The organism is Tepidisphaeraceae bacterium, from assembly GCA_035998445.1.
Classification (GTDB): Bacteria; Planctomycetota; Phycisphaerae; order Tepidisphaerales; family Tepidisphaeraceae; genus DASYHQ01.
Map to the genome: position 1 here is coordinate 56,118 of DASYHQ010000051.1, position 23,766 is coordinate 79,883.

Annotated in this window: 16 protein-coding genes; 9 read left to right on the top strand and 7 right to left on the bottom strand. The window is 64.4% G+C overall.

What is annotated here, in order from left to right; all coding sequences use genetic code 11:
* The first annotated feature begins 9 nt into the window (after positions 1–9).
* From VGN72_19305 to VGN72_19320, 4 genes are all read left to right on the top strand, one after another.
* Positions 10–1,434 (top strand): prepilin-type N-terminal cleavage/methylation domain-containing protein, encoded by a 1,425-nt coding sequence (locus tag VGN72_19305; protein HEV7301520.1) that lies wholly within the window; start codon positions 10–12, stop codon positions 1,432–1,434.
* A gap of 13 nt (positions 1,435–1,447) precedes the next feature.
* A complete protein-coding gene (locus VGN72_19310) occupies positions 1,448–6,112 on the top strand; it encodes a helix-hairpin-helix domain-containing protein (GenBank protein ID HEV7301521.1) in 4,665 nt (1,554 codons plus the stop codon).
* A 365-nt stretch (positions 6,113–6,477) separates the two neighbouring features.
* Entirely contained in the window at positions 6,478–6,834 is a 357-nt protein-coding gene (locus tag VGN72_19315; protein HEV7301522.1) for a hypothetical protein, read from the top strand.
* Between the two features lie 361 nt (positions 6,835–7,195).
* The gene (locus tag VGN72_19320; protein HEV7301523.1) at positions 7,196–7,546 is read left to right on the top strand and encodes a hypothetical protein; all 351 of its coding nucleotides are present in this window, start codon (positions 7,196–7,198) and stop codon (positions 7,544–7,546) included.
* 210 nt (positions 7,547–7,756) lie between these two features.
* On the opposite strand, the gene VGN72_19325 is transcribed toward VGN72_19320, so the two are convergent.
* The 4 genes from VGN72_19325 to VGN72_19340 all read right to left on the bottom strand — a co-directional run bounded on the left by VGN72_19325 (position 7,757) and on the right by VGN72_19340 (position 12,306).
* A complete protein-coding gene (locus VGN72_19325) occupies positions 7,757–8,284 on the bottom strand; it encodes a DUF2809 domain-containing protein (protein HEV7301524.1) in 528 nt (175 codons plus the stop codon).
* A 456-nt stretch (positions 8,285–8,740) separates the two neighbouring features.
* Positions 8,741–9,910, bottom strand: coding sequence for a L,D-transpeptidase family protein (locus VGN72_19330; protein HEV7301525.1), 1,170 nt, complete (start codon positions 9,908–9,910; stop codon positions 8,741–8,743).
* Positions 9,911–10,014: 104 nt separating this feature from the next.
* On the bottom strand, positions 10,015–10,611 hold the full coding sequence (locus VGN72_19335) for a 5-formyltetrahydrofolate cyclo-ligase (GenBank protein HEV7301526.1): 597 nt from the start codon (positions 10,609–10,611) through the stop codon (positions 10,015–10,017).
* A 261-nt stretch (positions 10,612–10,872) separates the two neighbouring features.
* Positions 10,873–12,306, bottom strand: a complete 1,434-nt coding sequence (locus tag VGN72_19340; protein ID HEV7301527.1) for a replication-associated recombination protein A — start codon at positions 12,304–12,306, stop codon at positions 10,873–10,875.
* Between the two features lie 108 nt (positions 12,307–12,414).
* On the opposite strand from VGN72_19340, the gene VGN72_19345 reads away from it, so the two are divergent.
* On the top strand, positions 12,415–13,281 hold the full coding sequence (locus tag VGN72_19345) for a bifunctional 5,10-methylenetetrahydrofolate dehydrogenase/5,10-methenyltetrahydrofolate cyclohydrolase (GenBank protein ID HEV7301528.1): 867 nt from the start codon (positions 12,415–12,417) through the stop codon (positions 13,279–13,281).
* Positions 13,282–13,850: 569 nt separating this feature from the next.
* On the opposite strand, the gene VGN72_19350 is transcribed toward VGN72_19345, so the two are convergent.
* Together VGN72_19350 and VGN72_19355 are read right to left on the bottom strand one after the other, a co-directional pair.
* Positions 13,851–15,755, bottom strand: coding sequence for an ABC transporter ATP-binding protein (locus VGN72_19350; protein HEV7301529.1), 1,905 nt, complete (start codon positions 15,753–15,755; stop codon positions 13,851–13,853).
* 233 nt (positions 15,756–15,988) lie between these two features.
* On the bottom strand, positions 15,989–16,864 hold the full coding sequence (locus tag VGN72_19355) for a phytanoyl-CoA dioxygenase family protein (protein ID HEV7301530.1): 876 nt from the start codon (positions 16,862–16,864) through the stop codon (positions 15,989–15,991).
* A gap of 148 nt (positions 16,865–17,012) precedes the next feature.
* Between VGN72_19355 and araC the strand changes: the two genes are divergently transcribed.
* The 3 genes from araC to VGN72_19370 all read left to right on the top strand — a co-directional run bounded on the left by araC (position 17,013) and on the right by VGN72_19370 (position 19,793).
* Positions 17,013–17,873, top strand: coding sequence for an arabinose operon transcriptional regulator AraC (gene araC, locus VGN72_19360; GenBank protein HEV7301531.1), 861 nt, complete (start codon positions 17,013–17,015; stop codon positions 17,871–17,873).
* 68 nt (positions 17,874–17,941) lie between these two features.
* Positions 17,942–19,063, top strand: a complete 1,122-nt coding sequence (locus VGN72_19365; protein ID HEV7301532.1) for a hypothetical protein — start codon at positions 17,942–17,944, stop codon at positions 19,061–19,063.
* Between the two features lie 79 nt (positions 19,064–19,142).
* Positions 19,143–19,793 carry a DUF1080 domain-containing protein gene (locus VGN72_19370; protein ID HEV7301533.1) on the top strand — a complete coding sequence of 217 codons (651 nt, stop codon included), beginning with the start codon at positions 19,143–19,145 and terminating at the stop codon, positions 19,791–19,793.
* A gap of 36 nt (positions 19,794–19,829) precedes the next feature.
* Here VGN72_19370 and VGN72_19375 read toward each other — a convergent pair whose 3' ends face one another.
* The gene (locus tag VGN72_19375; protein ID HEV7301534.1) at positions 19,830–21,257 is read right to left on the bottom strand and encodes a hypothetical protein; all 1,428 of its coding nucleotides are present in this window, start codon (positions 21,255–21,257) and stop codon (positions 19,830–19,832) included.
* A 129-nt stretch (positions 21,258–21,386) separates the two neighbouring features.
* Here VGN72_19375 and VGN72_19380 point away from each other — a divergent pair, with 129 nt between their 5' ends.
* Complete coding sequence (locus tag VGN72_19380) at positions 21,387–23,675, top strand: hypothetical protein (protein HEV7301535.1); 2,289 nt, start codon at positions 21,387–21,389, stop codon at positions 23,673–23,675.
* Positions 23,676–23,766: the final 91 nt, after the last annotated feature.

Below are 23,766 nucleotides of genomic sequence, written 5' to 3' on the forward strand. Positions count from 1 at the left end.
CGTAATACAATGTCCCATCGATACGCCCGCGGCTTCACGCTGACCGAACTCCTGATCTCGATCGCGATCGCGTTGATCCTGATCCTGGGCATCGCCACGGTCTTCCGCCTCACCGGCGAGACGATCGGCGCCGGCATGGCCCTGTCCGCCTCTACCCGCGACCAACGTGCGGCACAGACCGTGTTCGCCACCGACTTCGGTGGGCTGGCGAACACCAATCCCGGCATTGCGATCTGGTCCGGCACGACCCTGGGTTATCTTGACCCAGCCACCCGCGATCAAGATCCGCTCCGCGACAGCCAGCCTTCCGCGAACCGCACCCGGTTCCGCACCGACCGGCTCGGCATGTTCGTTACAGGCGAGTTCCACCGGCAAAGCGGCAATGACAACTACCTCACGTCCGACGTGACCGCCGACCAAGCATACGTGTGGTACGGCCACCTGCTGCTGCCGGATAACGGCGGCGCGTTCTTCTACAACGGCAACGCCAATCAGCCAATCTTGCCGGGGTCGATCAATCCGAACGCCGGCTCCACATTCTCCACGAATCCAAACAACTACTTCGCTCGCCAGTGGACGCTCGGACGCGTGGCGCTGTTGATGAAGACGAAGGATGCGTCGGGTCAGATCTTGGACAAGGCGGGTACGCCGCAATACTTCATTGACGACGACAATAGCACGACGAACGACATGCGACCGTTCATGTACAACTCGCCTGCCACGAACGACCCCGCAACGGCTAAGCCTCGTGTCCAAGAATCTCGGTATGATTTGGTGGGTCTAAACGGCACCTCGACCGATACGTTCGCTCGCGTGGCGTCTAAGCTGGTAGGTACGTGGTGGAACTTCCTCGACTACCCGTTCCAAGCGGATCCGTACCCACAGCGACCACTGACGTCCGCGGGTGCGGCGAAGACCGCCCCGCTCTTCTTGCCAGGAGCGTCCGACTTCATTACCGAGTTTGCGGGCGATTACGTGACGCAGGTTTCGACAGGCACAGACATGGGTGACGTGTCGGCCCCTCTTCCTGATGGTGTAATCGACTTCGCGGTTGAGAAGTTCGACCCTTCAGATGACGCGACTTGGATTAAGCAGGTGCGATACTACGGGTTTCCTCGCGATGTGAATGGCGATGGCCTGATCGATGGCGACCGGGACGTTATACCGTTCAAGTGGTTCGTCTCCGCTGCTACGTTCGAAAAGAACGAAGGCACCTCCACGGAATTCGATGATAAGCCGGCCAGCTTCCCCGGGACTCCGCTGGCAGTGACTCATCCGAGCGCCGCTACCAACCGGCAGTACGTGACGGCCTGGACCAGCGCCGATGCCCCAACGATTTGGCCGAAGCTGATCCGCGTCACCTACACGATGCAGGACGCGCAGGGGCGGCTGCGGAACCCGCAGCCGGTCGAGATGATCTTCAAGGTTAACTAACGCGAGACGTGTCATGACTTTCCCCTTCCATCGCATTGCCACCGACATTGCCGCCTCGCCGTCGCGGCCGCGCCGCGCGCCGGGGCGCGGCCGCCGCGGTTCGATTTTGATCATGGTGGTCGCCGTGCTCGTGCTGCTGGCGATCATGGGGACGGCGTTCATCTCGACGACGCGCCTCGACCGCCAGAACGCCGCGCTGGGCGATGGCCAGCCCCCGATCGACACCGTCGCCCAGTTTGCCCAAGACGCGATCGTCGGCGACCTGTTCGGCACCGGCTACCGCGCCCCCAACGACCCCGCCTACGAACACTTCGACGGCCCAATGATGGACCCCATCACCGGCGAGTCGAAGGACAAGTGGCTGGCCACCCGCCTGCCGGAACTGCTCGACATCGACCTGGACGCCGATGGCGCGATTACCCCTGCCAACGACCTGATCGGCGTTCCCGCCTGGCGGTTCGCCAGCGACGTCGGCCAATCGTTTGAGGACGTCGAGAAGGGCCAGGTGATGACGTTCGACGTCGCCCAGCGCTACGCCTTCATCCCCACCGCCAAATCCGTCGTCTACGGCACCGACACGCAATCCAAGGAATATCCCGCCTTTCGCGTCGTGCGTTTCGACCCCATCTTAGCCACGTGGCGCGGCGTCGTGTTCGACGCGACGGCCGCCGTCGGCGCCCGCTGGCCCTTCGCGACCACGGCGTTCTGGAACAGCAACGCCGCCAAGTACCTCGCCGGCGACGCCGACGGCGACGGCATCGCCGACTCGCTGCTGTTCCGCGTGCCCGGCCCGACCGCCAACGGCAAGACCTACTACGGCGCCCTCCGCATCATCGACAACGGCTCGGCCGTGAACGTGAATACCGCGTGGAGCAACGTTACCGACTTCGGCACCACGATCGCCCAGCGGCGCAACGCGTTCGGTGGCACCATCACGGCGCCGCCGGCGACGCTCGGGTTCTTCCCGTCGCACGTCGGGCTGATGCAGATGCTCGCGGGTTACGATTCTGCCAACGACACGTCGAACGAGATGCAAGCGCTGACGCCGTACCGCTTCGGCGACGGCAACGGCGGCGACGACGACAACGCGTCGCTGGTCCCCGCGGGCGGACCGAATCCGCCCGAGACGGCATCGCCCCGCGCCGACTTCGTGTACGGCACGCAGGGGGAGGCCTTCTTCTTCCAGTCGATCGCGCGCACGCTCAACCCCAGTTACAACACCATCAGCACCGATCAGTACGCGCCGCTGGATGTGAAGCTGAACACCGCTGCGCTCGCCTACCGTTTCACGTTGATCGACCCCACGAAGAACGCCGACCCGCCGAACGCCACGGGCTATCCGCCGACCGGTGTCACCTTCCCGTTCCAGGCAGCGCCCTCCGAGGTCGAGAAGTACTTGGGGCCCTCGGTCTACGCGACGGCGCTGAACCACGTTGGCGAGGACGTGCTTAACGCGTTCACGATCTACCCGGCCAACGGCGTCTCCAACTGGTACGACTGGAACTTCAACGTCGCCGGCGCAGCGGTCTTCAACGAGTACGACCAGACGCCGTTGACGAACGACTCCTACGCGTCTCCCTACGAGCTCACCACGCCGCGGCTGATTCGTTCGATCCGTTCGCTGTTGACGGCGAGCAATCCCGTGTCGAACTATGTGGCATCGGCCAACCCGACCGCAGTGCCGCATCCGTCGATGCTGCCGTACGTGGCGCCGGCCGTTTGGAATGGTGCCGCCACCTATACGCCCGGCAACTTCGTCACCCAAACGATCGGCGGCGTCACCCGGGTGTTCCGCCGCCTCGAAACCGCCACAGGTAACCCGACGCCGACCGAGTTCACCCTGACGGGATCGCCCTTAGCTCCGACCGCTGCGTCCACCGCTTGGTCACGCGAGTCGTGGACGGAGACGCCCGCGAAGACCAGTCTGAACATCGCCGGCTTCGGCGAGCTGTTCCGCTCGTTCTGGCAAGTGATGAGTGGCACGACCGTCGGCACAACACCGTTCGATGCGTACATCGATGAGCGGCTCCGCGTTGCGCCGACCGATGCCACGTTGTGGCTACCCCCTTCTACGCCGACGTCCCCAGGTACGCTGAACGACCCTTATGTCGGCAACAAGTTCGCCGCCTTGACGCCGTTCACCGCCGATACCGTGCAGGACGTCTCGACGCCGCCGGCCTATCCGTCGTACCAACACCCTGCGCGCATGTTCCGCTCGTCAATACGTGCCTTGCCGCTGGATACCACCGGCGGATTTGACGGCACGTCCCCAAGGTTCACATCGCAGATGCAGATGTACCTGCGTGCCGCGATTGCCGCAGTGAACGCCGAGGATCTGCGCGACAGCGATGACAGTATCACCTATCGTGATGTGCCGCTGATAATGACCAGCAGTGCCGGAAATACGAACGTTACCGCCCGCGTCTATGGTCACGAGCGTCAGCCGTACATTACTGAAGTGTACGTGAACACCGATAACGTCCGAATCCGGCCATCCGCAGCTGGCCCCAATCCGGCCGGATATATTGCGATCGAGCTCTATAATCCTCACGACAAGGCGATTGACATTAGTAACTGCCGAATTGCCTCTGTACTGCGAGCAAATGATACGTCCTACACGACGAATCTAGTCACCATGACGAACGTCGTACTCGACTTGACTGCCGCCGTTTCGAACATCGCCACTCCCAGTTTCGGACCAGGCGTTGTCATTCCCCCACGTGGTTACGTCGTGCTGGAGAACTACAACGCGGTCGGCCCGGCGGCAGGAAACGACGCGTTGGCTCGTCCCGCAACTACAGGGTTGCCCGTAACAGGTGTCGTCCCGACGACTGTTGCACCGACCGATCCGGACGCGAAAAACTACGTCTACGTGAGCGGGCTAGAAGGGGTTATCGGTGTCGGTTCCGCGATGCTTAGCCAGGAGATGGTTATATTGCGAGGTCCTGACGCGGCGACTGTAACCTCAACGATTGATCCAGCAGAAACAATGGTTCAGTACCTTCCGGTTGCCTCTACGGTTAACGACGATGAGCTAGTGCCATTAGACCAGTTTGACTTCACGGGTTTGGCCGGAATGAATGGTACGGTTACGACGGCCACGGCTTGGCACTACGCCCGGGAAAGCGTGACCGTCGGCCGAGGGTGGCGCTTCGTCTATCCTGGTAGGTATAACGCGGGCACAGCTTTCGACGACACCACGCCCACTGCGCGACATCAAGGTGTGAATGTCACGACACCTTGGACACCTAACGCAGCCGGTGGTAATGGAGCCGATTTGCCACCCACGGACGATCCGTGGGACTCAACGGTTGGCGGGACCCCACCGATCGCACCTCCGATTACATTGAACGATGTTCTGCTGACACCGCTCACTGCGGCCGCGTCCTATCCCGTAACCTTCCCCATCCCGTTACCAGGGAACGAGGCTACGGGAATGCAGGCGCTGCGGGATCCGGCTGTTCCGAACCGATTCCCGTTCGGTGGCTTTGCCCGCGTGGGGGACGTGTTGAACGTGCCGTTCATCGGGGCGTACCGCGTTGATGTGCCCACACCGCTGGGGGGCGTCGACCCCACGCCGAACACGTTCTACGAGCTCAACTCCATCACCATGGACGCCGCGATGGCGGAGGACACCGATACCGAGACCGACCCGACGCTCACGCCGCCGGTGGTGCCGGCGTGGACCGACACAACGGCCTATCGCGCGGGTGACCGCGTAGCTCAAGCGGGGCAATACTACGTTGCCATCTTCCCTCATACGTCGGCGGTCGCTAATCAGCCATCGTTGACGAACTCGGCGCCCACCGCCGGCACGTTCTGGCAGCGCGATCCGGGGCCGACCGCGTTCGCCGAGAACGTCGGGCGGTTCGTGCCGGTCGTCATGGGCGCGCGCAACGACCTGTCGACCACCGATGGCGGGACGCTTCGCTACGGGTGGGCCACGGACATCTTCGATTACTTCACCGCCATTCAGAACCCGCAGGACGACTACCTGCCCAACGTGCTGCCGCGCAACTACCGCTATCAGACCGCCACCGGGTTCACCTACTATCCTGATCCTCCGGCACCGGTCGCCAGCAAGGAGGGCGTCGGGGCCAACACTGTGAACGCGCCATCCGAAGTCGATGCGCCCATCGAAGGCTTGGTGAACGTCAATACGGCCCCGCTGCGCGTGTTGTCGCAGTTGCCCTGGACGGATAGCCAAGCCATCAACCGCAACATCGCACAGTCGATCGTCGACTATCGCCAGAGTCACGGCTACACGCCGTTCCGCAGCCTGTATGACTTGGCCCGTGTTCCATACACCGGCGTTCCACTGGCACCCGTGGGCACCACCCTCGGGGAGATGTGGGCGTTTTCCAGAACTCCGCCGGCGGTGTCGGTCGAGACGACCGATGCATTACCCGTCGATGGTGACATAACCGCAGACGTAGCGCTTGGCGATGGTGCTGTGGATACGTACAAGGAACGCCTGCTGACGCTCGTGAAGGTCAGCAACCTCATCACCACCCGGTCGGACAGCTACACCGTGTACGGCCTCGTGCAGGGATGGGAGAACGCCGGCACCGCCACGCCGGTGATGGTCAGGCAGCTCCGGACGGCGTTCACCGCCGACCGGTCGGCGGTCACGGGGTTGAACCGGGAACCCAACCTTGTGGAGATCCCGGTGAAGTGACTTGTTCGTCGATGTCTCGCATTGCTACTGCTGAACGCGGCCCCTGACCTCACCGTCAGGGGCCGCTTTTCGTTTGTCGCTACGATAACCCGAGAGGGATCGCGATCGGCGACGGCGCCGCGGAGCAGGCGAAACCTCGCGACTTGGTCGGCCGCGAGTCGCGAAGGCCGGGGGAGGCCGCGCGCATGGGGCGGGGCGCGGGGGAGTTGGCCGTGAGGACCGACCGATGCGTTGCCGCGGAGGGCCATTGAATTACGGCCTTGGGCGAGTGGGCCGGGCGTCGCGGCCGATCGATGGGGGAGGGGGAGGGGGAGGGGGAGGGGTGTGTGGCGGGTGGCGGCGCGTCGCTTCGGAGTCTTGGCCGATTGACTTCGGTGCGCAGCCGATTGGTTGCGCCTCATAACCAATTGATTGCGGTGCGCGGCCAATTGGTTGCGCGTCATAACCAATTGATTGCGGTGCGCGGCCAATTGGTTGCGCGTCGTAACCAATTGATTGCGGTGCGCGGCCAATTGGTTGCGCGTCGTAACCAATTGATTGCGGTGCGCGGCCGATTGGTTGCGCGTCATAACCAATTGATTGCGGTGCGCGGCCAATTGGTTGCGCGTCGTAACCAATTGATTGCGGTGCGCGGCCAATTGGTTGCGGGTCATAAGCAATTGCTTGAGGAGCGGAATCAATTGGTTGCGCGGCGAAATCAATGGCTCGAGAGTCATAATTAATTGACCGAGTACGCTTGTCCGTTCGCCGCGGCGCGGGCGGACAGGAGGGGACGGGTGGGCCCGTGGCACGAGCGGCGATATTCTCGGACGCGGGGGAAACGGGGGACGGGGAGGGGAACGGCCAGCGTATCGGGGAGACACGACGACTGTCCGGAGCATGACCGCGACAAGTGGCCGGCGGGCAAGGGGAGGAACGGTCTCACCCGTCGGTCTGTCCCGTTCTGTCGGGGCGACAATCGTGTCGCCCGCTTCGCGTGGCCATGAAGGTTCCACCGTCGGCGTGAGGTCGAGCGCGGCAGATTTCGTCTCGACACAAGGGGGTTGAGGCCGAGGCGGAGGATGACGACGTCAATCGTCGGCTTTGGCGGCGTCGACCGCCACGCCGGGCGTGCGCTTGTACTTCGGCGATCGCGGGCGCATTCGCGGGCACTTCGGCCCGAACCCAGCCAACAAGAACGGCAACGGCCTGCCGACTGGGGTGCATGGCGTGATCATCGCGTTCGCCGGGACGACCGCGGGCGTGGGAACCGCTGGCGGCGCGCCCACCGGGGCCGAGGCGTGGCTGCGCCTGCCGAAACGGTCTGGCAGTCCGTTTGTGCACGAGGTAGAGACGGCCGCGCCGCGCACGTTCGCGTATCGCTGCCGGTACGTGAACCGCAAGGGGGAGCTTGGCCCGTGGTCGGCCCCGGTGGTGGGGACGGTGACGCCGTAGGCGATCGACGGGGTGGGGAGAAGGCGTCGCGGGCGGGCCGTGGCAGATCTGAAGAGGGGTTTGAACGCAAGACGCGAAGGACGCAGTGGGAAGAAGCGCCGAGAAGAGGAGGATGCTGGATCGCTCTTTAGGACGTGTGGAACCTGTGGGTGGGCTCGCGACGGGGCGACATTGGCGTGCTCGGCGTCTTGCGGTCAACGCGGCTGATGTTCAGCGGCGACGGCGGGGGCTGGCGGTGTGGCTGGCGGTGCGGATGAGCAGGGCGTCGACCGCGAAGGCGAGGCCGACGCCGGCGGTGTAGCAGAGCAGGTCGGTGGCGAGGAAGCCTTGGCCGAGGACGAGGCCGCCGAGGGTGGTGTGGCGAAGGTCGGTCAGCCAGGGGCGGTGGTAGAGCTGCGAGAACTCGATCGCGAAGCTGAAGGCCAGCGCCGCGGTGGCCCGAAACCACGGCGGGCGATGGGGAAACAGCAGCGAAAGGCCGAAGAAGACCATCGCCGCCCAGAGCGTGTCGCCGGCGTACTGGCTCAGGAACGGCGGCAGTGCGCCGCCGTAACGGCGGGAGGCCAGGCCGAGGATGATCGTCGCGACGCACGCGGCCGCATAGGTGGCGCGGCGGCGCCAGGTGGAGCGAGAGGACGGGCGCGTCGCGGGGAGGTTCACGGCCACATCGTAACCGCGAACGACGGCGATGCGTCTACGAGGCCAGGTGAAGGTGTCTTCGAACTGCGGAGCGCCCACGAATGATCACGAAGGCGTACGGTGCACGATGCGTTGCTCTTATTCGTGTCCCTTCGTGCTCATTCGTGGGCCGTCTTCATTCGATGGCGGTGGTCAGGGGGGACATCTGAGCACTCACGTCGCACGCGCGTACTTCGAGCGGTGTCGATTTACGTCTTCGCGTCCGCTCCGCCCATGACCGTGGTCGAAGCGGAAGAGGTTGTTGTGGCCGCAGATGAGGTTGTGCGGATAGTGACTTGTTCTGATCTTCGTCCTGCTGGTGGTCATGGGCGGGACGCCCATGCTACGGGCGGCGCGAACGCGTTGTTGCCCGACATCACATCATTGGATACGCGATCAATGTGAATGTGCATCGCAGGTGCCTGATACGGAAAGCAAAAGGCGTCGGACTTGTGTCCGACGCCTTTGCCATCTAAGCGATCTGCGACTCGTCCACATGACGGCCGCGGCGAAGGGTTAGTCCTTCACGACGACCGTGCTCTTGGTCTCGACGAACATGTCGAAGACCTGGGCGACGTTTTCGTTGACGAGGCGGATGCAGCCGAGGCTGGCCATCTTGCCGATGCTGTCGGGCTCGATGGTGCCGTGGATGCCGTAGCTTTCCTTGCCGACGGCGTGGCCGTCGATGCCGACGAGGCCCAGCCAGTATTCGCCGAGCGGGTTTTGCGGATCGTCGGCCTGGACGATGCGGTCGCCCTCCTCGCGGGGGTTGTAGTAGGTGGGGTTCTTCAGCTTGCTCTCGGGCTTCACCATCCAGGTGCCCAAGGGCGTGCTGTCGTCCTTACCGAGACCCACGGGGAAGGTGGTGACGTACATGCTGCCCGGGCCGCCGGGGGCGCCCAGGTACAGGTCGAGCGTGAAGCCGCTCTTGCTGACGATGCCGTGGAAGGGACCCTTCAGCAGCTTCAGGGTTTGGCCCGCGCGGAGCTTGCGGGGGTCGGTCATGCCGTTGATGCGGCAGAGCAGTTCCCACGTCACGCTGTGGGTGTTGGCGATCTTCTGCAGGCGGTCGCCACTCTGCACGACGTAGGTGCCGGCCCAGGTGTCGTCTGTGAACTTGCGTGGCGAGAAGACGATCGTCTTGTTCAGCTCGGCGATCGCGGCCTTGGCGATGCGCTCGTCGGCGGGCGACAGGCGGCCGTTGATAAGGGCGGCGTTGTAGTCGTTGCGGGCGGCCAGCAGTTGGCCGGCGTCGGCCTTGGTCTTCGCCTGCGTCAGCGTCGGCACGTTCGTCGCCGCTGGGGCAGCGGCGCCGGCAGGACGCGTGGTGGACGCGTTCAGCGCTAGCGCGGGCCTGGCGGCTTCGCTGACGGTGGGTTTGGTCGTTGGGTTGGCCGCGATCGGATTTGCGCTGGCGGCGAACGTGGTGATGCCCGCGGGCGTCAGCGGCTGGGTTGGCCGTTGAGCGGCGGGCTTGGCGGGTTCGTTCGCCTTCACGACCACGGGCGTCGCGTTGGACGCCGCTGGGCTGGCCATGGGCGCGGGCGCAGCGGTCGTGTCCGCCTCGGCGGCGACGGCGTCGCTCGGGCCCGAGCGGTTGAAGTAAACGATGGAACCAGCAACGATCGTGCAGGCCAGAACGCCGATCAAAGCGCGGCTAACCCGCTTGCGGGACTTGCGACTCACGAGAACCTCCGTGTTCTCGATTTGCGATTTGCGATTGCCGACTTGCGATCGGAGAGCAAACGTCTCCGTTCAATCGCAAATCGCAACTCTCAAATCGAAAATCTTCAAGATTGGATGCAATTCGTAGCGAAACGACGAATCCCCTTATCGGTCACCAGCATACTCAGTGGGACGTCGTGTTCAAGGACGGGAAGCTGTTCGAGCACCTGCAATTCGAACGCAAGGCCACAGCTGACACCGCAAAAGTTTGGTTGGGCGAGGAAGCGATCGTAGAACCCCATGCCGCGACCAATGCGGTACCCGGTCGGCGAGAAGCCCAGGCCCGGCACCACGACGAGGTCGACGAAGTCGGCGGGAATCGGCTTGCCGCTCACCGGCTCGCGAACGCCAGGCCCGGTGGTGGTCAAACCGGTGGTGAGGCTGGTGATCTCGGTGGGCATCATGCGCTTCTGGTCCCAGGAGACCTTTGGCACGACGACGGTCTTGCCCGCCTGCCAGCAGCGCAGCGCGAGGTTGGCGGTGTCCAGTTCCTCGGGCATCGCCAGGTAGAGCATGACGACCTTGGCGGCCTGAAACTCGGGCGACGCCGACAGCAACGCACAGGCGGCGACGCTCTTGGCGTGCCGGTCGACGACCGAGTGGGCAGCCAACGCTGCCTTCAGCTCGCGACGGATGGCGGGTTTGCCGTTCACATCAGACATTACGTCGTTTCCTCACGCGTGGTTCCCGAAACGGCCGTCTTATTTTAGGTCGGACTAACTCCATCGTTAGCCCGAGCAGCCGTTGCTTGCGTGTGGAGGAGAAGTAGTCGCCGAACCGGGGGCGGTGGGTGGTGAAGCGTCACGAGGACGAGCGTCTTCGCGGCCCACTACCCACTGCACGGCTCTCTTTTCCTCCGCCATTGCGATACGCGTACTAACCCTTGCGTAACGCAACGCACAGTCGACGATAATATCATTCGGTCATTCGGCTGTGTCCGCAAGAGGATTCTCCCCCGGGTCGGGCGAATTTCGAGCTTTTAACCGGTTCATACGGGCGGCAATCTCGGCCTCAAACCCCCGATCGGTAGGGGTGTAATAAGTTCGCTCGACGCCGAGGTAGTCCTGATCGACGTAGCCCCCTTCGTGGTCGTGGGCGTACTGGTAGCCCTTACCGTGCCCGAGACGCTTCGATCCAGAATAGTGCCCGTCGCGCAAATGCTTGGGGACGGCCAGCGTGCGGCCCTCGCGCACGTCCTTCATGGCCGCCCAGATCGCCAGGGCGGATGCGTTGCTCTTGGGAGCGGTTGCCATGTAGATCGCGGCCTGGCCGAGGGTAAGCTGCGCTTCGGGCATGCCGATCTTCTCGCACACGTCGAACGCCGCCGCCGCGACGACCAATGCCTGCGGGTCGGCGTTGCCGATGTCCTCGCTGGCGAGGATTGCGATGCGCCGCGCGACGAACCGCGGGTCTTCCCCCGCTTCCAGCATGCGGGCGACCCAGTAGACGGCCGCGTCCGGGTCGCTGCCGCGCATGCTCTTGATGAACGCGCTGGCGGCGTCGTAATGCTCGTCGCCGGTGGAGTCGTAGACGATGGCCTTGCGCTGGACGGATTGCTCGGCGATGTCGAGGGTGATGTGGAGTAGAGAGGACGAGGCGTCAGGAGCATCGGAAGACGGGCTCACTGAAGTGAGCACCGCCGCCGGCGGATCGCCCGCTTGCGGGTTAGTCTTCTGGCGTTCGGTTGAGAGGACTGCGACCTCCAACGCCATGAGCGCCCGGCGCGCGTCGCCATCGCTGGTGACGGCCCAGTGGGTCAGGGCGTCGTCGTCGATGGTGATCGCCATCTTGCCGTAGCCACGTTCGTCGTCGGCGATCGCACGTTTGATGAGGGCTTTGATGTCCTCCTCACTAATCGGCGAGAACTGGAAGATCTGGCTGCGGCTGATCAGCGGACTGTTCACCGCGAAGAATGGGTTCTCGGTCGTCGCGCCAACCAGAATCACCAGGCCGGCTTCCACGTCGGGCAGCAAAATGTCCTGCTGGGCGCGGTTGAAGCGGTGGATTTCGTCCAAAAACAGCACGGTGCGCGTGCCGGTGTTGCCCAGGCGATCGCGGGCGGTGTCGAGGATTTGCCGCACCTCTTTCACGCCCACCGCGGCGGCGTTCACCTGTTCGAAGTGGCTCTTCGTATACCCCGCGATCAACGACGCCAGCGTCGTCTTCCCCGTGCCCGGCGGGCCGTAGAAAATGACGCTGGTAAGCCGGTCCGCTTCCAGCATCCGCCGGAGCAACTTCCCTTTGCCCAGGAAATGGCTCTGCCCGACAAACTCATCGAGGTTTCGCGGCCGCATGCGCACCGGCAGTGGGGCGACGCGGGTCATGTTTTTCTTACGAACGTCGCCGAAGAGGTCCATCCCTCGATTCTATCGCACCGCCGGTCGGTTTCTCACGCCCGTGCCCGGAATTCTGAACGGCGGCGCGTCGTGCCAATCTACCAGCCGTGCCTTACAATCCCATGCCCTATGGCAGCCACGATTATCGACGGTGTCGCGATCTCCAGCCGCATTAAAGAACAGGTGAAGGCCGGCGTCGTCGCCCTTGGCAAGCCGGTGAAGCTGACGGCCATCATCGTCGGCGCGACCTCTGCCGGTGAGCTTTACGCGCTGCGGCAGGGCGAAGCGTGTCGGGCCCTGGGCATCGAATATCAGCTGATCACCTTCGCGGCCGACGTGACGCAGAAGCACCTCAAACAGCAGATTCGCTTGCTGAACGTCGACCCGTCCGTCACCGGCATCATGATGCACCTGCCGCTGCCGGCCCATTTAGATGCGCCACGGCTGCAGTACGAGATCGACGTCGTGAAGGACGTGGAAGGCGTGAACCCGGCCAACATCGGTTACGTCACCTACGGCCATGTGGTGATCGCGCCCTGCACGGCGCTGGGTGTGATCGAACTGATCGAATCGACCGGCGTTGACCTGCGCGGCGCCGAAGCAGTCGTGGTGGGGGCCAGCCAGATCGTTGGTAAGCCGGTCGCGCTGCTGCTGACCGAGCGCATGGCGACCGTCACCACCTGTCACATCGCCACGCGCGATCTGAAGGCGCACACCCAGCGGGCCGACGTGCTGGTGGTGGCGGTGGGCAAGCCCGGTTTGATCACCGCCGACCACGTGCGCGACGGCGCGACCGTGATCGACGTCGGCATCAACCGCATCGCCCAGCCGGACGGCACCAAGAAGACCGTCGGCGACGTCGACTTCGACGCGGTGCGCGAGAAGGCCGCCTACCTCACCCCCGTCCCCGGTGGGGTCGGTCCGATGACCGTCGCCATGCTGGTGAAGAACACGCTGCGCTCGGCGGAGATCTTGTACGGCGTAACGAAAGGGTGATCACGTCTTCGGGCCAATAGCGAACCACGAAAACACAAAGAGTGTTGCGCCGATTGCGCGTGGATGGCGCAGCGCGAGCGTAAAGAAGGACAGTGCGCTCTTTGACAATTGAATAGGTGACGTGCGGTGCATCACGCAGCTCATCACGATCAGTCGATGGTGCAGAATGGTGCATAATGGTGCACGGAGTCGCGTTTGCGCTTACCCAGACCGCCGCGGTGAACCTTTGCCGTCTTCTTCGCGGTCCTTCGCGTCCGCCCTTCGCGAGATTCGCGTTCGCATTTTCAACGTAGAGGCGTAATAGAGACAGACAAGAACGGACCGATGCACTTGAGAAAGTGGCCCGTTACCGAGCCGTCATCCTGAGGTACTCCGAAGGATCTCCCCCCGTACTACGTCGCGAAGAGATCCTTCGGGGTACCTCAGGATGACGGTTGCTTCGTCAAATGCATGTGTCCGGACAAGAATGTCCGTCCCACCAAGAGAGGCAAAGGCCGAATACGGGGGAAGCCGGGGGGAGAGACAGGCAGGAATGCCCGTCCTACAGAAGAGGGGCCCGTGACGCGGCGCTACGGGGCGACGATGCCGTGGGTTGGTTTCCAGTTGCGGGCGTCGGCGGCGGGGTCGACGTCGCCGGCGTTGCCGAACTGTTGGCGGACGAGTTTGGCGTACAGGCCGCCGCGGGCGAGCAGGTCGACGTGGTTGCCGATCTCGACGATGTGGCCGGCCTCCAACACAACGATGCGGTCGGCGTTGCGCACCGTGCTGAGGCGGTGGGCGATGATCAAGCAGGTGCGGTCCTGCATCAGCCGTTCCAGCGCCTGCTGGACTAGCGATTCGCTCTGGCTGTCGAGCGCGCTGGTGGCCTCGTCGAGGATGAGGATGCGCGGGTCCTTTAGAATCGCCCGCGCGATGCTGACGCGCTGGCGCTGTCCACCCGATAGTGCCACGCCGCGCTCGCCCATGCGGCTGTCGTAGCCGTCGGGCAGGCGCTCGATGAACTCGTGGGCGTTGGCGGCGCGGGTGGCGGCGAGGATCTGCTCGTCGGTGGCGTCGGGCCGGCCGTAGGCGATGTTCTCGCGGATGCTGCCGGAGAAGAGGAAGCTGTCCTGCTGCACGATGCCGATCGCCTTGCGCAGCTTGCGCAGACGGTAGTCGCGCACGTCCAGCCCGTCGATCACCAGCCGGCCGGCCTTCACGTCGTACAGGCGCGGCAGCAGCGAGACGAGCGTCGTCTTGCCCGACCCGCTGGGCCCCACCAGCGCGATGCGCTCGCCCGGCGCCACGTTCAGCACGATGTTGGCCAGCACCGGGTGGTTGCGCGGCTTGGGGGGCGGCAAGTCGCGGGCAGTTTCCTCGAGTTGGATGCGCGTCTCGTCGCTGTCGTCGTCGTAGTCGAAGCTGACGTTCTCGAAGCGCACCTCGCCGCGCGAGGGGCTCACGCGCGGGGCGTCGGGTTTCTCGACGATCTTCGGCGTGATGTCGAAGACCTCGAACACGCGGTCGATCGCCGACAAGCTGGTCTGCCAGATCACGTTGATCTCGGCGAACCGCCGCACGGGCAGGTACATGACGGCGAGGTAACCGAGGAACTTCACCACCTCGCCAGCGGTGATCTCACCGGTGATCGCCAGCCAGCCACCGTAGCCGATGACGATCGTCTGGCCGATGTGGATCAACCCCTCGCTGCAGGCGCTCACCAGTTGTGAGAGGTTGCTCTGGGTCATCACGCGGTCGAGGTGTTCCTCGGTATCCTCACGGAAGCGTTCGGCCTCGCGCTTCTCGGCGGCGTAGGTCTTCACGAGCGCGATGCCGGCGAGCCGTTCCTGCACGTTGCCGCTGATCATGCTGATCTGGCTCTGCACGCGCGCCGAGGCGGTCTTCACGCGCGGGTTCAGCTTGCGGAACAGCACGCCGTACAACGGCATGATCGCCAGCGTCGCCAGCGCCAGCTTCCAGTTGATGCCGAAGATCAGCCACAGGCCGATCGCGAGGTTGAAGACGTCCAGCGCCAGGTTCAGCAGCCCACCGTTGATGATCTGCGAGGCGGTCTGAATGTCGGTGATGATCCGGCTGACGATGCTGCCGGTGCGCTCCTTGGCGTAGAAGTGCAGCGACAGTCGATGCAGGTGGTCGAACAGGTCTTGCCGCAAATCACGAATAATGCGGTTGCCCAGCTTGGCCGACAGGTGCCCGCGCGCGAAGTGTGAGATCGCATGGGCGATCGACAGCACGACGCCCAACCCGATCAGCAGCCAGAGCCATTGCGTGCGCTCCTCCCACGTCGCGGGGTTGAGCGGTTGAATGACGTGGTCGATCGCCGAACCGATGAGCCACGGGAAGGTGTAGTTCAGCGCGAACTTGCCAAAGCCGGCGAAGATGGCCAGGGCCAACAGCGCACGGTAGTCGCGCACGTAGGCGAAGAATCGCCACATGGACGAGCGCGTCTGGATGTTCTCGGGCGTTTGGGACATGTGCGGATATTCCCCAATACCGCCGATGCCCCTGCGATGCAATGGACGACAACCCGCGACCGGCCTGCATTCGCCTGACTGGCCGCCTTAGCGGCTGTTTTTGCCAGGCTCAACCGATGACCTTGAAGAGCGTGAGGAGGACCCATGATCCGTTCGCTTCACTTGCTGAAAGCAAAAAGGGCAGGCCCGGAGGCCTGCCCCTGCATCATCACATTGCGGCTCGAAAGCAGCGTCTAGTGAACCGCGCCCATGCTGGCTTCCAGCGTGCCGCACGGCCCACCACCGGTCGCTTGGGCGATCTCGAGCACTTCACCGCGGAAGGTCAGGGGGCGCTTGTACCAATGCGACAGCTCCTGCGCGTTGCGCGGTACGTAGTGGAAGATCAGCGATCGGCGGAAGCGGTCCTTGCTGGTGTTGGGATTCGACCCGTGGATCACGCTGCCGTTGAAGAACAGCACGTCACCGGCCTTCAACCGCACGATTTGCGGCTCCTTACCGGCCGGGGGCGACACGTGGTCGGTCGTGAAGAAGCGCGCGGGGTCAGCCTTCTCCGGGCAGGCGATGTCGAGGTCGCTGGTCTCCGGCACGCACATCATGCCGCCGTTCTCCTCGTCGGCGTCGTCCACCGCCACCCAGGCCGCCATGCATGTGCCCGGCGACACGCGCAGGTAAAAGTTGTCCTGATGCAGCGCCTGCCCCCGCGCGCCGGGCGGCTTGAAGTAGAACATGCTCTGCACGGCCACCGGTTCGTCCTGCAAAAGGGCCGTCAGCGCGGCCTCCAGCCGGGCGTCGAGCAGGTACTTCAGCGCCACCTTGCCCACGGACTTCTCGTCGTGCAGGTGGGGATGCATCATGCGCGGGTAAAACGCCAGCGGGTCGGCAGGGTCGTAGCCACCGTTGTTGCCGTCCACCTTGCCGCGGCGAATCTCGCTCAGGCCATCGATCGGCCCGTCCTTAGCCGCGTCCATGAACGTCTCACGGATCTCGGCGATCTCGGCGCTGCTGAAGAGCTGCCGCGCCGCGATGAAGCCATCGCGACGGAACTGCTGCAACTGCTGGGGCGTGAAGATTTCGGTGGTCGGACGCTCGGTTGTCACGGAAGCGTTCATCTCGGATTCTCCTGTTGGCCGATCGACATAGCACCGGCTCGGCCGGCCCTTGTTGCCCGCGGCAACCATGAACCAACGGCCAAAGCTTAGCCATCAACCATCGCCACGCGTGATAGCGACGGATGCTAAAAAGATATAATATACTGCTATGGCCAGCAAAGCGGTCGAACGCGACGTGACGTATCACCGGACGGTGACGGACCTGTATCCCGGTCACCTGCGCGAGGGTGCCGGTTATTACGCTTATCGGCCCGACGGCACCGCCGACTGGCTGATGATCTACACCGTCGCCGGTCGCGGCCGGTTCGGGCATGCTGGCGGCGACGCGATCGCTAAGCACGGCGACGTCACGCTCCTACGGCCCGGCACGCTGCACGACTACGGGGTCGAGGAGGCGCTGCAGCAGTGGGAGCTGCTGTGGGTTCACTTTCACCCGCGGGCGGCGTGGTTGGAATGGCTGGGATGGCCTGAAGATGCGCCCGGGCTGATGACCCTTCGCCTCGGCAGCGATGCGGTGTCCCATCGAGTACGACAGCGCTTCGTCGACATGAACGCGCTCTACGTCGGCCCGCACCGCCATGCCCGGCACCTGGCCATGAACGCGCTGGAGGAGATCGTACTGACGTGCGACGGCGTCAACCCGCTCACCCAGCAGGTCAAGATCGACGCCCGCATTCGCGACGCCATGGAACACGTCGCGCGACACCTGGCTGATCGCCACACGGTCGAAGACCTGGCCGAGGTCGGTGGGCTATCGGTGTCGCGGCTGGCGCACCTGTTCCGCGAGCAGACCGGCCGCACGCCGCAGCAGTTTGTGGAAACGCAGCGCATCAACCGCGCCACGCAGTTGCTGGAACTCAGCGGCAAGAGCATCAAGGAGATCGCCCACGAATTGGGCTTCGAAAACCCGTTCTACTTCACGCTGCGTTTTAAGAAGCACGTCGGCGTCAGCCCGAAGGCGTACCGCCAGCAGCGCAAGATGGAGGCGACGGGGGCAAGCGGGAGCTGATTGATCCACGCCCCGGTTCGTGCGCGATCGCCATGGTTCGACGAACGCAGGAATGGTAACGTTATGCCATGTTTCGACCTCGCACCTGCCTGTACGCGTTGTGCCTGACCTTGGTCATTACAACGATCGCGACCGCGCAGAAGGCGCGCATCGACTTTCTGCTGAGCGGCCACTCCCTGACGGACGAGCCGATCGGGCAGATGGTCCACGACATCGCGACCAGCCGTGGGCACGAGGTGGGGTGGCAGCGGCAGAACGGCATCGGCTCGCCGATCTTCACGCGCACGCTCGGCCATCGTGGCGACCCGCGCGATCCGGTCGGGCAGCCCTGGACCGGCTATGCCTCGGCCCGCGGTCGCGATGGCGAGGCGATCGACCTCGTGCGCGAGCTGCGCCGGCCGGCGACGATCGGTGGCGAGACCTACACGCACCTGGTGGTCGCCGAGCGGCACGACTCGCTGAGCGTCGTGCAATGGGAGAACACCGTGCCGCTGTTGCGCCACTTCTACGAGCTGGCCCGCGAGGGCTCGCCGGACGTGAAGGGCTACTTCTTCACCACCTGGGCCGACGTGGCGGGCGTCGGCAGCAGCAAGGCGGACCCGGCGGGGTGGGTGCGCTACGAGCGCGCGCAGCTGCGCTTCTGGGAAGCGGTCGTCTCGCGCATCAACGACTCGCTGGCCCGTGAAAAACGGCCGGATCGACTTGCCACGCTTCCCGCGTCGGGCGCATTGGCCGAGCTCGTGCATCGCGCAACCACCGGTAAAGTGAAGGGCGTGACCGGCGGCACGGTACGGCAGACGATGGACGCGCTCTTCTCCGACGATGTCCACCAGACGATGCTCGGCCGGTACTACGTCGCCTGCGTCACCTACGCCTGCATCACACGGCAGTCACCGGTCGGGGCAACGCATCCGCCGGAAGTATCGCGCGAGGCGGCGGCATCGCTGCAGGCGATCGCGTGGGAGTACGTGAGCGACTACTACCGCGGGAAGCCGCAGGGCCCACACCATGACTTTGCGGCACGCGCCGAGAGCGCTCGCGCCTTTGTGCCGATGTTCTGGGCGTATCGGGGCCGGCCAGAGCAGAGCGAACAATCGGTCCGGTTCTTCACGCGCGCGACGCTCGAGAACCCGTTGTGGACGTCGACCAACGTTGATGAATCGCAGTACTGGTTTCCGCGCTTGCCATGACTCGCTCGCGCGGCTCGTTCGCCATTAGCCGGATTTGCGATGGCCCCAATCTGCCGCCAGCCCGTTAAGATCTCCGCCCATGAACGCTCCCAACACGCTATCTGCCGACGAGACCGCCGCGGGCTTTCGCTTGCTGTTTGATGGCCGGACCACCGCCGGGTGGCGCGGCTACCGGCAGGAGGAGATCTACCCGCACTGGCGCGTGGTCGACGATGCGCTGATGTTCCACCCCGAGCCGAACCCGCAGTACGGGCACGACATCATCAGCGTCGACCAGTTTCGCAACTTCGAGTTTCGCATCGAGTGGAGGCTGCAGGAGGGGGGCAACAGCGGCATTATGTACCACGTGCGCGAGACGGACGACCGGCCGTACATGACCGGGCCGGAGTATCAGTTGCTGGACAACGACCGGCACGGCGACGCCCGTAACGGTCTCGATCGCCACACCGGGGCGTGCTATGCGCTCTACGCCCCCACGGAGCCCGCCAGCGCGCCGATCGGCACGTGGAACCGGACGACGATCATCGTCGATGGCGGTGACGTGCAGCACGTGCTGAACGACCGCACCGTCTGCACGTACACGCTGGGCTCGGCCGACTGGCAGCAGCGCATCACCGGCACGAAGTTCGCCGATTGGCAGGGATTTGCCGCCGAGCGCAACGGTCACATCTGCCTGCAGGACCACCTGGATCCCGTCGCGTTCCGCAACATCCGCATCCGCACGTGGTGATGCGGATGCTGCGGCCAATCGTCACCGCAACGCCGGTCACCAGACGGTGATGACCGGGAAGTGCAGGTACGGCATGCCGTCGTCAACGGTCGGCGTGACGGGTACGTCGGGGTTGCGCGCTTGCTCGATATCGTCGACGATCTTGTGGCACGCGGCGCGCTGGGCCGGGTCGGTGGGCAGTTCGATCACGACCGCTTCGATGCTGGACCGGCCGTTGATGTCGCGCATGCCGGTCTCGAACCAGACCGTCTTGGCACCGGCGGCGTACCACGCTTCAACCTTGTCGTTGTAGACGCCGGACTTGCCGTTGGCCACGTAGGCGCGGGCCTCGTGCAGGTGCTTGGAGTCGATCAGTTCCTGGATCTCCGCACGCGCTTCGGACTCGGGCGTTGCGCCGGGCCCGCCCGCTCCGCCACCGCCGAGCGTGCCCATGCCCACCGCGGCCACGCCGCCCCAACTGAGGACGCTGCTGAGCAGCAGGAATAGCAGCGCCCAACGAAGGATATAGTCGAACACCGCCAGCACGAGCACGACCAGCCACGAGTCGCCGGAGTCCATGCTGAACAGGTAGATCAGCAGCGCCCAGTAGACGCCGAGCGAGATCGGAAACGAGATGATGCCGGACATGCCACTGGCGCCGGCCGATTCCAAAGCGGCTTCCACGATCGTGGTTACGCCATCGCTGAATGCCGCGATCGCGGCGAACTTCAGGGCGGCGGTCCAGATGCCACCGAAGCTCACGCCGAGCGGGCTGGCGACGATCATCGCGAAGACCATCAGCAGCACGGCCTTGAACGCTGTCATGATGCCCAGGCCCAGGAACGTCAGCATAAAGCCGGTCCCGGTCAGTTCGTATTTGAACGCGTGGTAACCGACGTACAGCGCGAAGCCGGCGAGGAAGACGCCGATCGGCGCGTAAACGTCGCGCGTCATGTCGATCAGGTTGGACGTCGCGAAGCGATCCTTCTGTGCCGCCGTCGGCCTGCCGCGGTAGCCCAGCACCGCCTGCCCGTTACCGGCCGCGCCACCTCGCCGCGCGACGGGGCGCGGTGGCGTGGGACCGTCGACGAACGCGGGCGCCATGACCGGCGCTAGGGGCGGTGGGGCGACCTCGTCGCCGGACAGATCGAAGTTCTCGGTTGAAGTGTGACCGCCCCCCGACGGGGCCAGGTCGTACAGGTCGTCCAGTTCAACGTCACCCGCGGGCTTCGCCGCCGCCACCTTCACGGGCGCCGCGGTCTTCACCGGTTTGGCGACAACGGTTGGCGCCGGCGTTACCGGCACGACCACGCGCGGCGCAGCGGCCTTGGGCGCCGCCACTGGCACTGGCGCGTCCATCGATGCCGGCACGCTGATGATCGTGCCGCACTTGCACTTGGCGCGCTTACCCGCCAATTGCGGTTTCCATTGAAACGACTTGCCACACCCACTGCACGTGAGTTTCCCCGTAGCGGTGCTCGACATGTTATGCTCCCCGGAACGTACTGAACCCTGAGTCCATATCATCGTCGCAATCGGCGGCAAAATGGCAAGAGGCAGATTCGTCCGGCCTACTTGGCCGCTTGTGATGGCAGAACGCGGAGGACATTCTCGATGGCGCAAGTCAATCCCACGGAACCACTTGGAGCAACGGTCGATCTGGGATCTCTGTTCGGCACCGTACGGCTGATCGACCGCGTAAGCTGCGGTGACACGACCGATGCCCATCGCTTCACCGAAGGCCCTGTCGGTGCGAGTCGCGTCGAAACGATCCTCGGCCAAGCCTGCCGTGTGCTGCCGGTGGAAGGGGCGGCAAAGTACTTTGCGTATCGCCTTGGCGAGGGAAAAGGCCTACGCGTGGGTGCGGCATACGTGCTGGCGGTCGAGTATCCGGAAGACCAGCCGCGCACTTTCGTCGTGCAGAACCGTGGCGCAGAGTACGCGCGCGGCGTCTACACCGGACAGGCGATCGGTGACGTTCTTTACACCTACACGAACAACAATTGCGAGTCGTTGCGTGTGCCGCTGACAGGTCGCTTCGAAGCGCAGCGGTCACTCTTCTTCCTGCACGAACACCTCACCGAAATCTTCCAACCGCGCGGCATCGAACCCGACGAGCGCGGCACAGAAGACGAGAAGGGTATGCGCCCGCTGTCGCCCGCCGACGGCTTCTGGGTGGTGGTCACGCAGTCTCGCGACGAGAACATCCCGCTCGGCGGTGGGGCGGCCGTCGCTAGCATCAGATTGTACGAGGTGGCGGACGTCGATCGACTTTATGCCGACGTAAAGTTTCCGCCCGCCGGCCTGCCGCGACGGCATCTGTTTTTTCGCGAGGAAATGTCCGACGGCATCATCAACAGCCGCAACCCGACCGATCGCGGTGTGGAGGACCAGACTCGCTGGTTCGAGCACAAGGCACGCCTCATGCGCGTGCTGGGCGTGAACACCTGGGCCAAGGACATCCTGGAGTTCGGTGGTAATCCGCCGTTCGACACCACCTATCGCGGCAACGACGCCGGTGATCGCTGGTACCGGCAGACGCGCTTCCCCACGCGCTGGGCAGATCAATTGGCGATGCTGGCCAAGTACGGCATCGACGTCCTGCCCTACACCGAGTACGCCGGCAGCGATTCCAAGATCGATGGCCTCGGCCGCGAGAAGCGCTGCCACACGCTCGCCGGCACCAACACGTACACGCACATCGTCTGGAGCGAGAAGTACAACGCCGACGTGACCGACCCCGACACCTTCGAGGACGTGCGCAAGCTGCTCGACAGCGCGATCCTGCGGCACAAGGGCGTCGTGCCGTTCGTCGGCATCTGGTTCCGCACCCGACCGAGCCATCTGTCGATGAGCTTCTCCGACCGCTGCCTCGGCCTGTTCGCCGATGCGGCCAACGATGGCCAGCCGATCACGCGAGATCAACTGCGGGCCGACGCGGCGTTGTACGAGCGCTACCGCGCCTGGTGGTTCGAGCAGCGGAAGGCGTTCCTGCTGCAGGTGCGCGACTACCTCCGCCAGCAGGGCGTGGATGATGCTGTCGTCCTCTTCACCGCCGACAGCACCGAGCCCGGCGTGCCGTTGCGCGGCGGCATGACGATCCTTGACGAAAACCTACAGGTGCCGGCCGGCAAGATCGGCGTGGTGACCGACGACGTGGAAACCTGGCGCCGCATCCTCGCGAACCACCCCAAGGCCGTCGCGATCGACATCAATGCCGTGATTGCCAACGACCTGCACCTGACCGCCGCCACCAGCCCGCAGCCCACGTGGGGCGATTGGGAATGGCAGCATTCGGTGCCGGAGGCAGACCCGCAACGGTACAAGGACGTGCCCGGCGTGATGATGACGCTGCCGTTCAACCGCGCCTACATGGTCGGCTCACCGCGCGCGTTCGACGCGTTCCGCACGCCATCGGGTGGCGCGATGATCCACCACGCGCCGTTGAACGAAAATTCGATGCACAAGGAGCTGGGCTACTTCGTCGCCGACATGGAACGGTCGCGCATGTACAGCATGCTGAGCGAGGCCCGCGCCGTCGCCTTCGGCGACCCGTGGTACATCGGCTACATGCACGCCAACAGCTTCAACCGCGGCTTCCCCGAATACGTGCGCGACTTCAACACGAACTTCCTGGCGCTGCCGGCGCTACCGAGCGCGGTGCTATCCAACGCCGCGTCGGACGACGAAGTCGTAGTCCGTCAGATCGACGCGCGTGAACACGGTAGCTATTTAGTGATCGTAAACGTCGGCCTGACCGACAAGACGGACGTGACGGTTCGCCTGCCGCAAGCTGGGACCGTTTTGGATGCGGTGACTGGCGCGAAAATTGAGACGGTCGACCAAACGATCCAGCTGTCGTTGCGCGCCTGCCAGCTTCGCTCGCTGCGAATCGTGGGATAGGCGTAAGTCATCACCATACTCACGGTCCCTATTCGCAACGGGCGTACAAACGCAACTGGATTGCATTGGTTGGCCGTGCCTGCTATCTTCG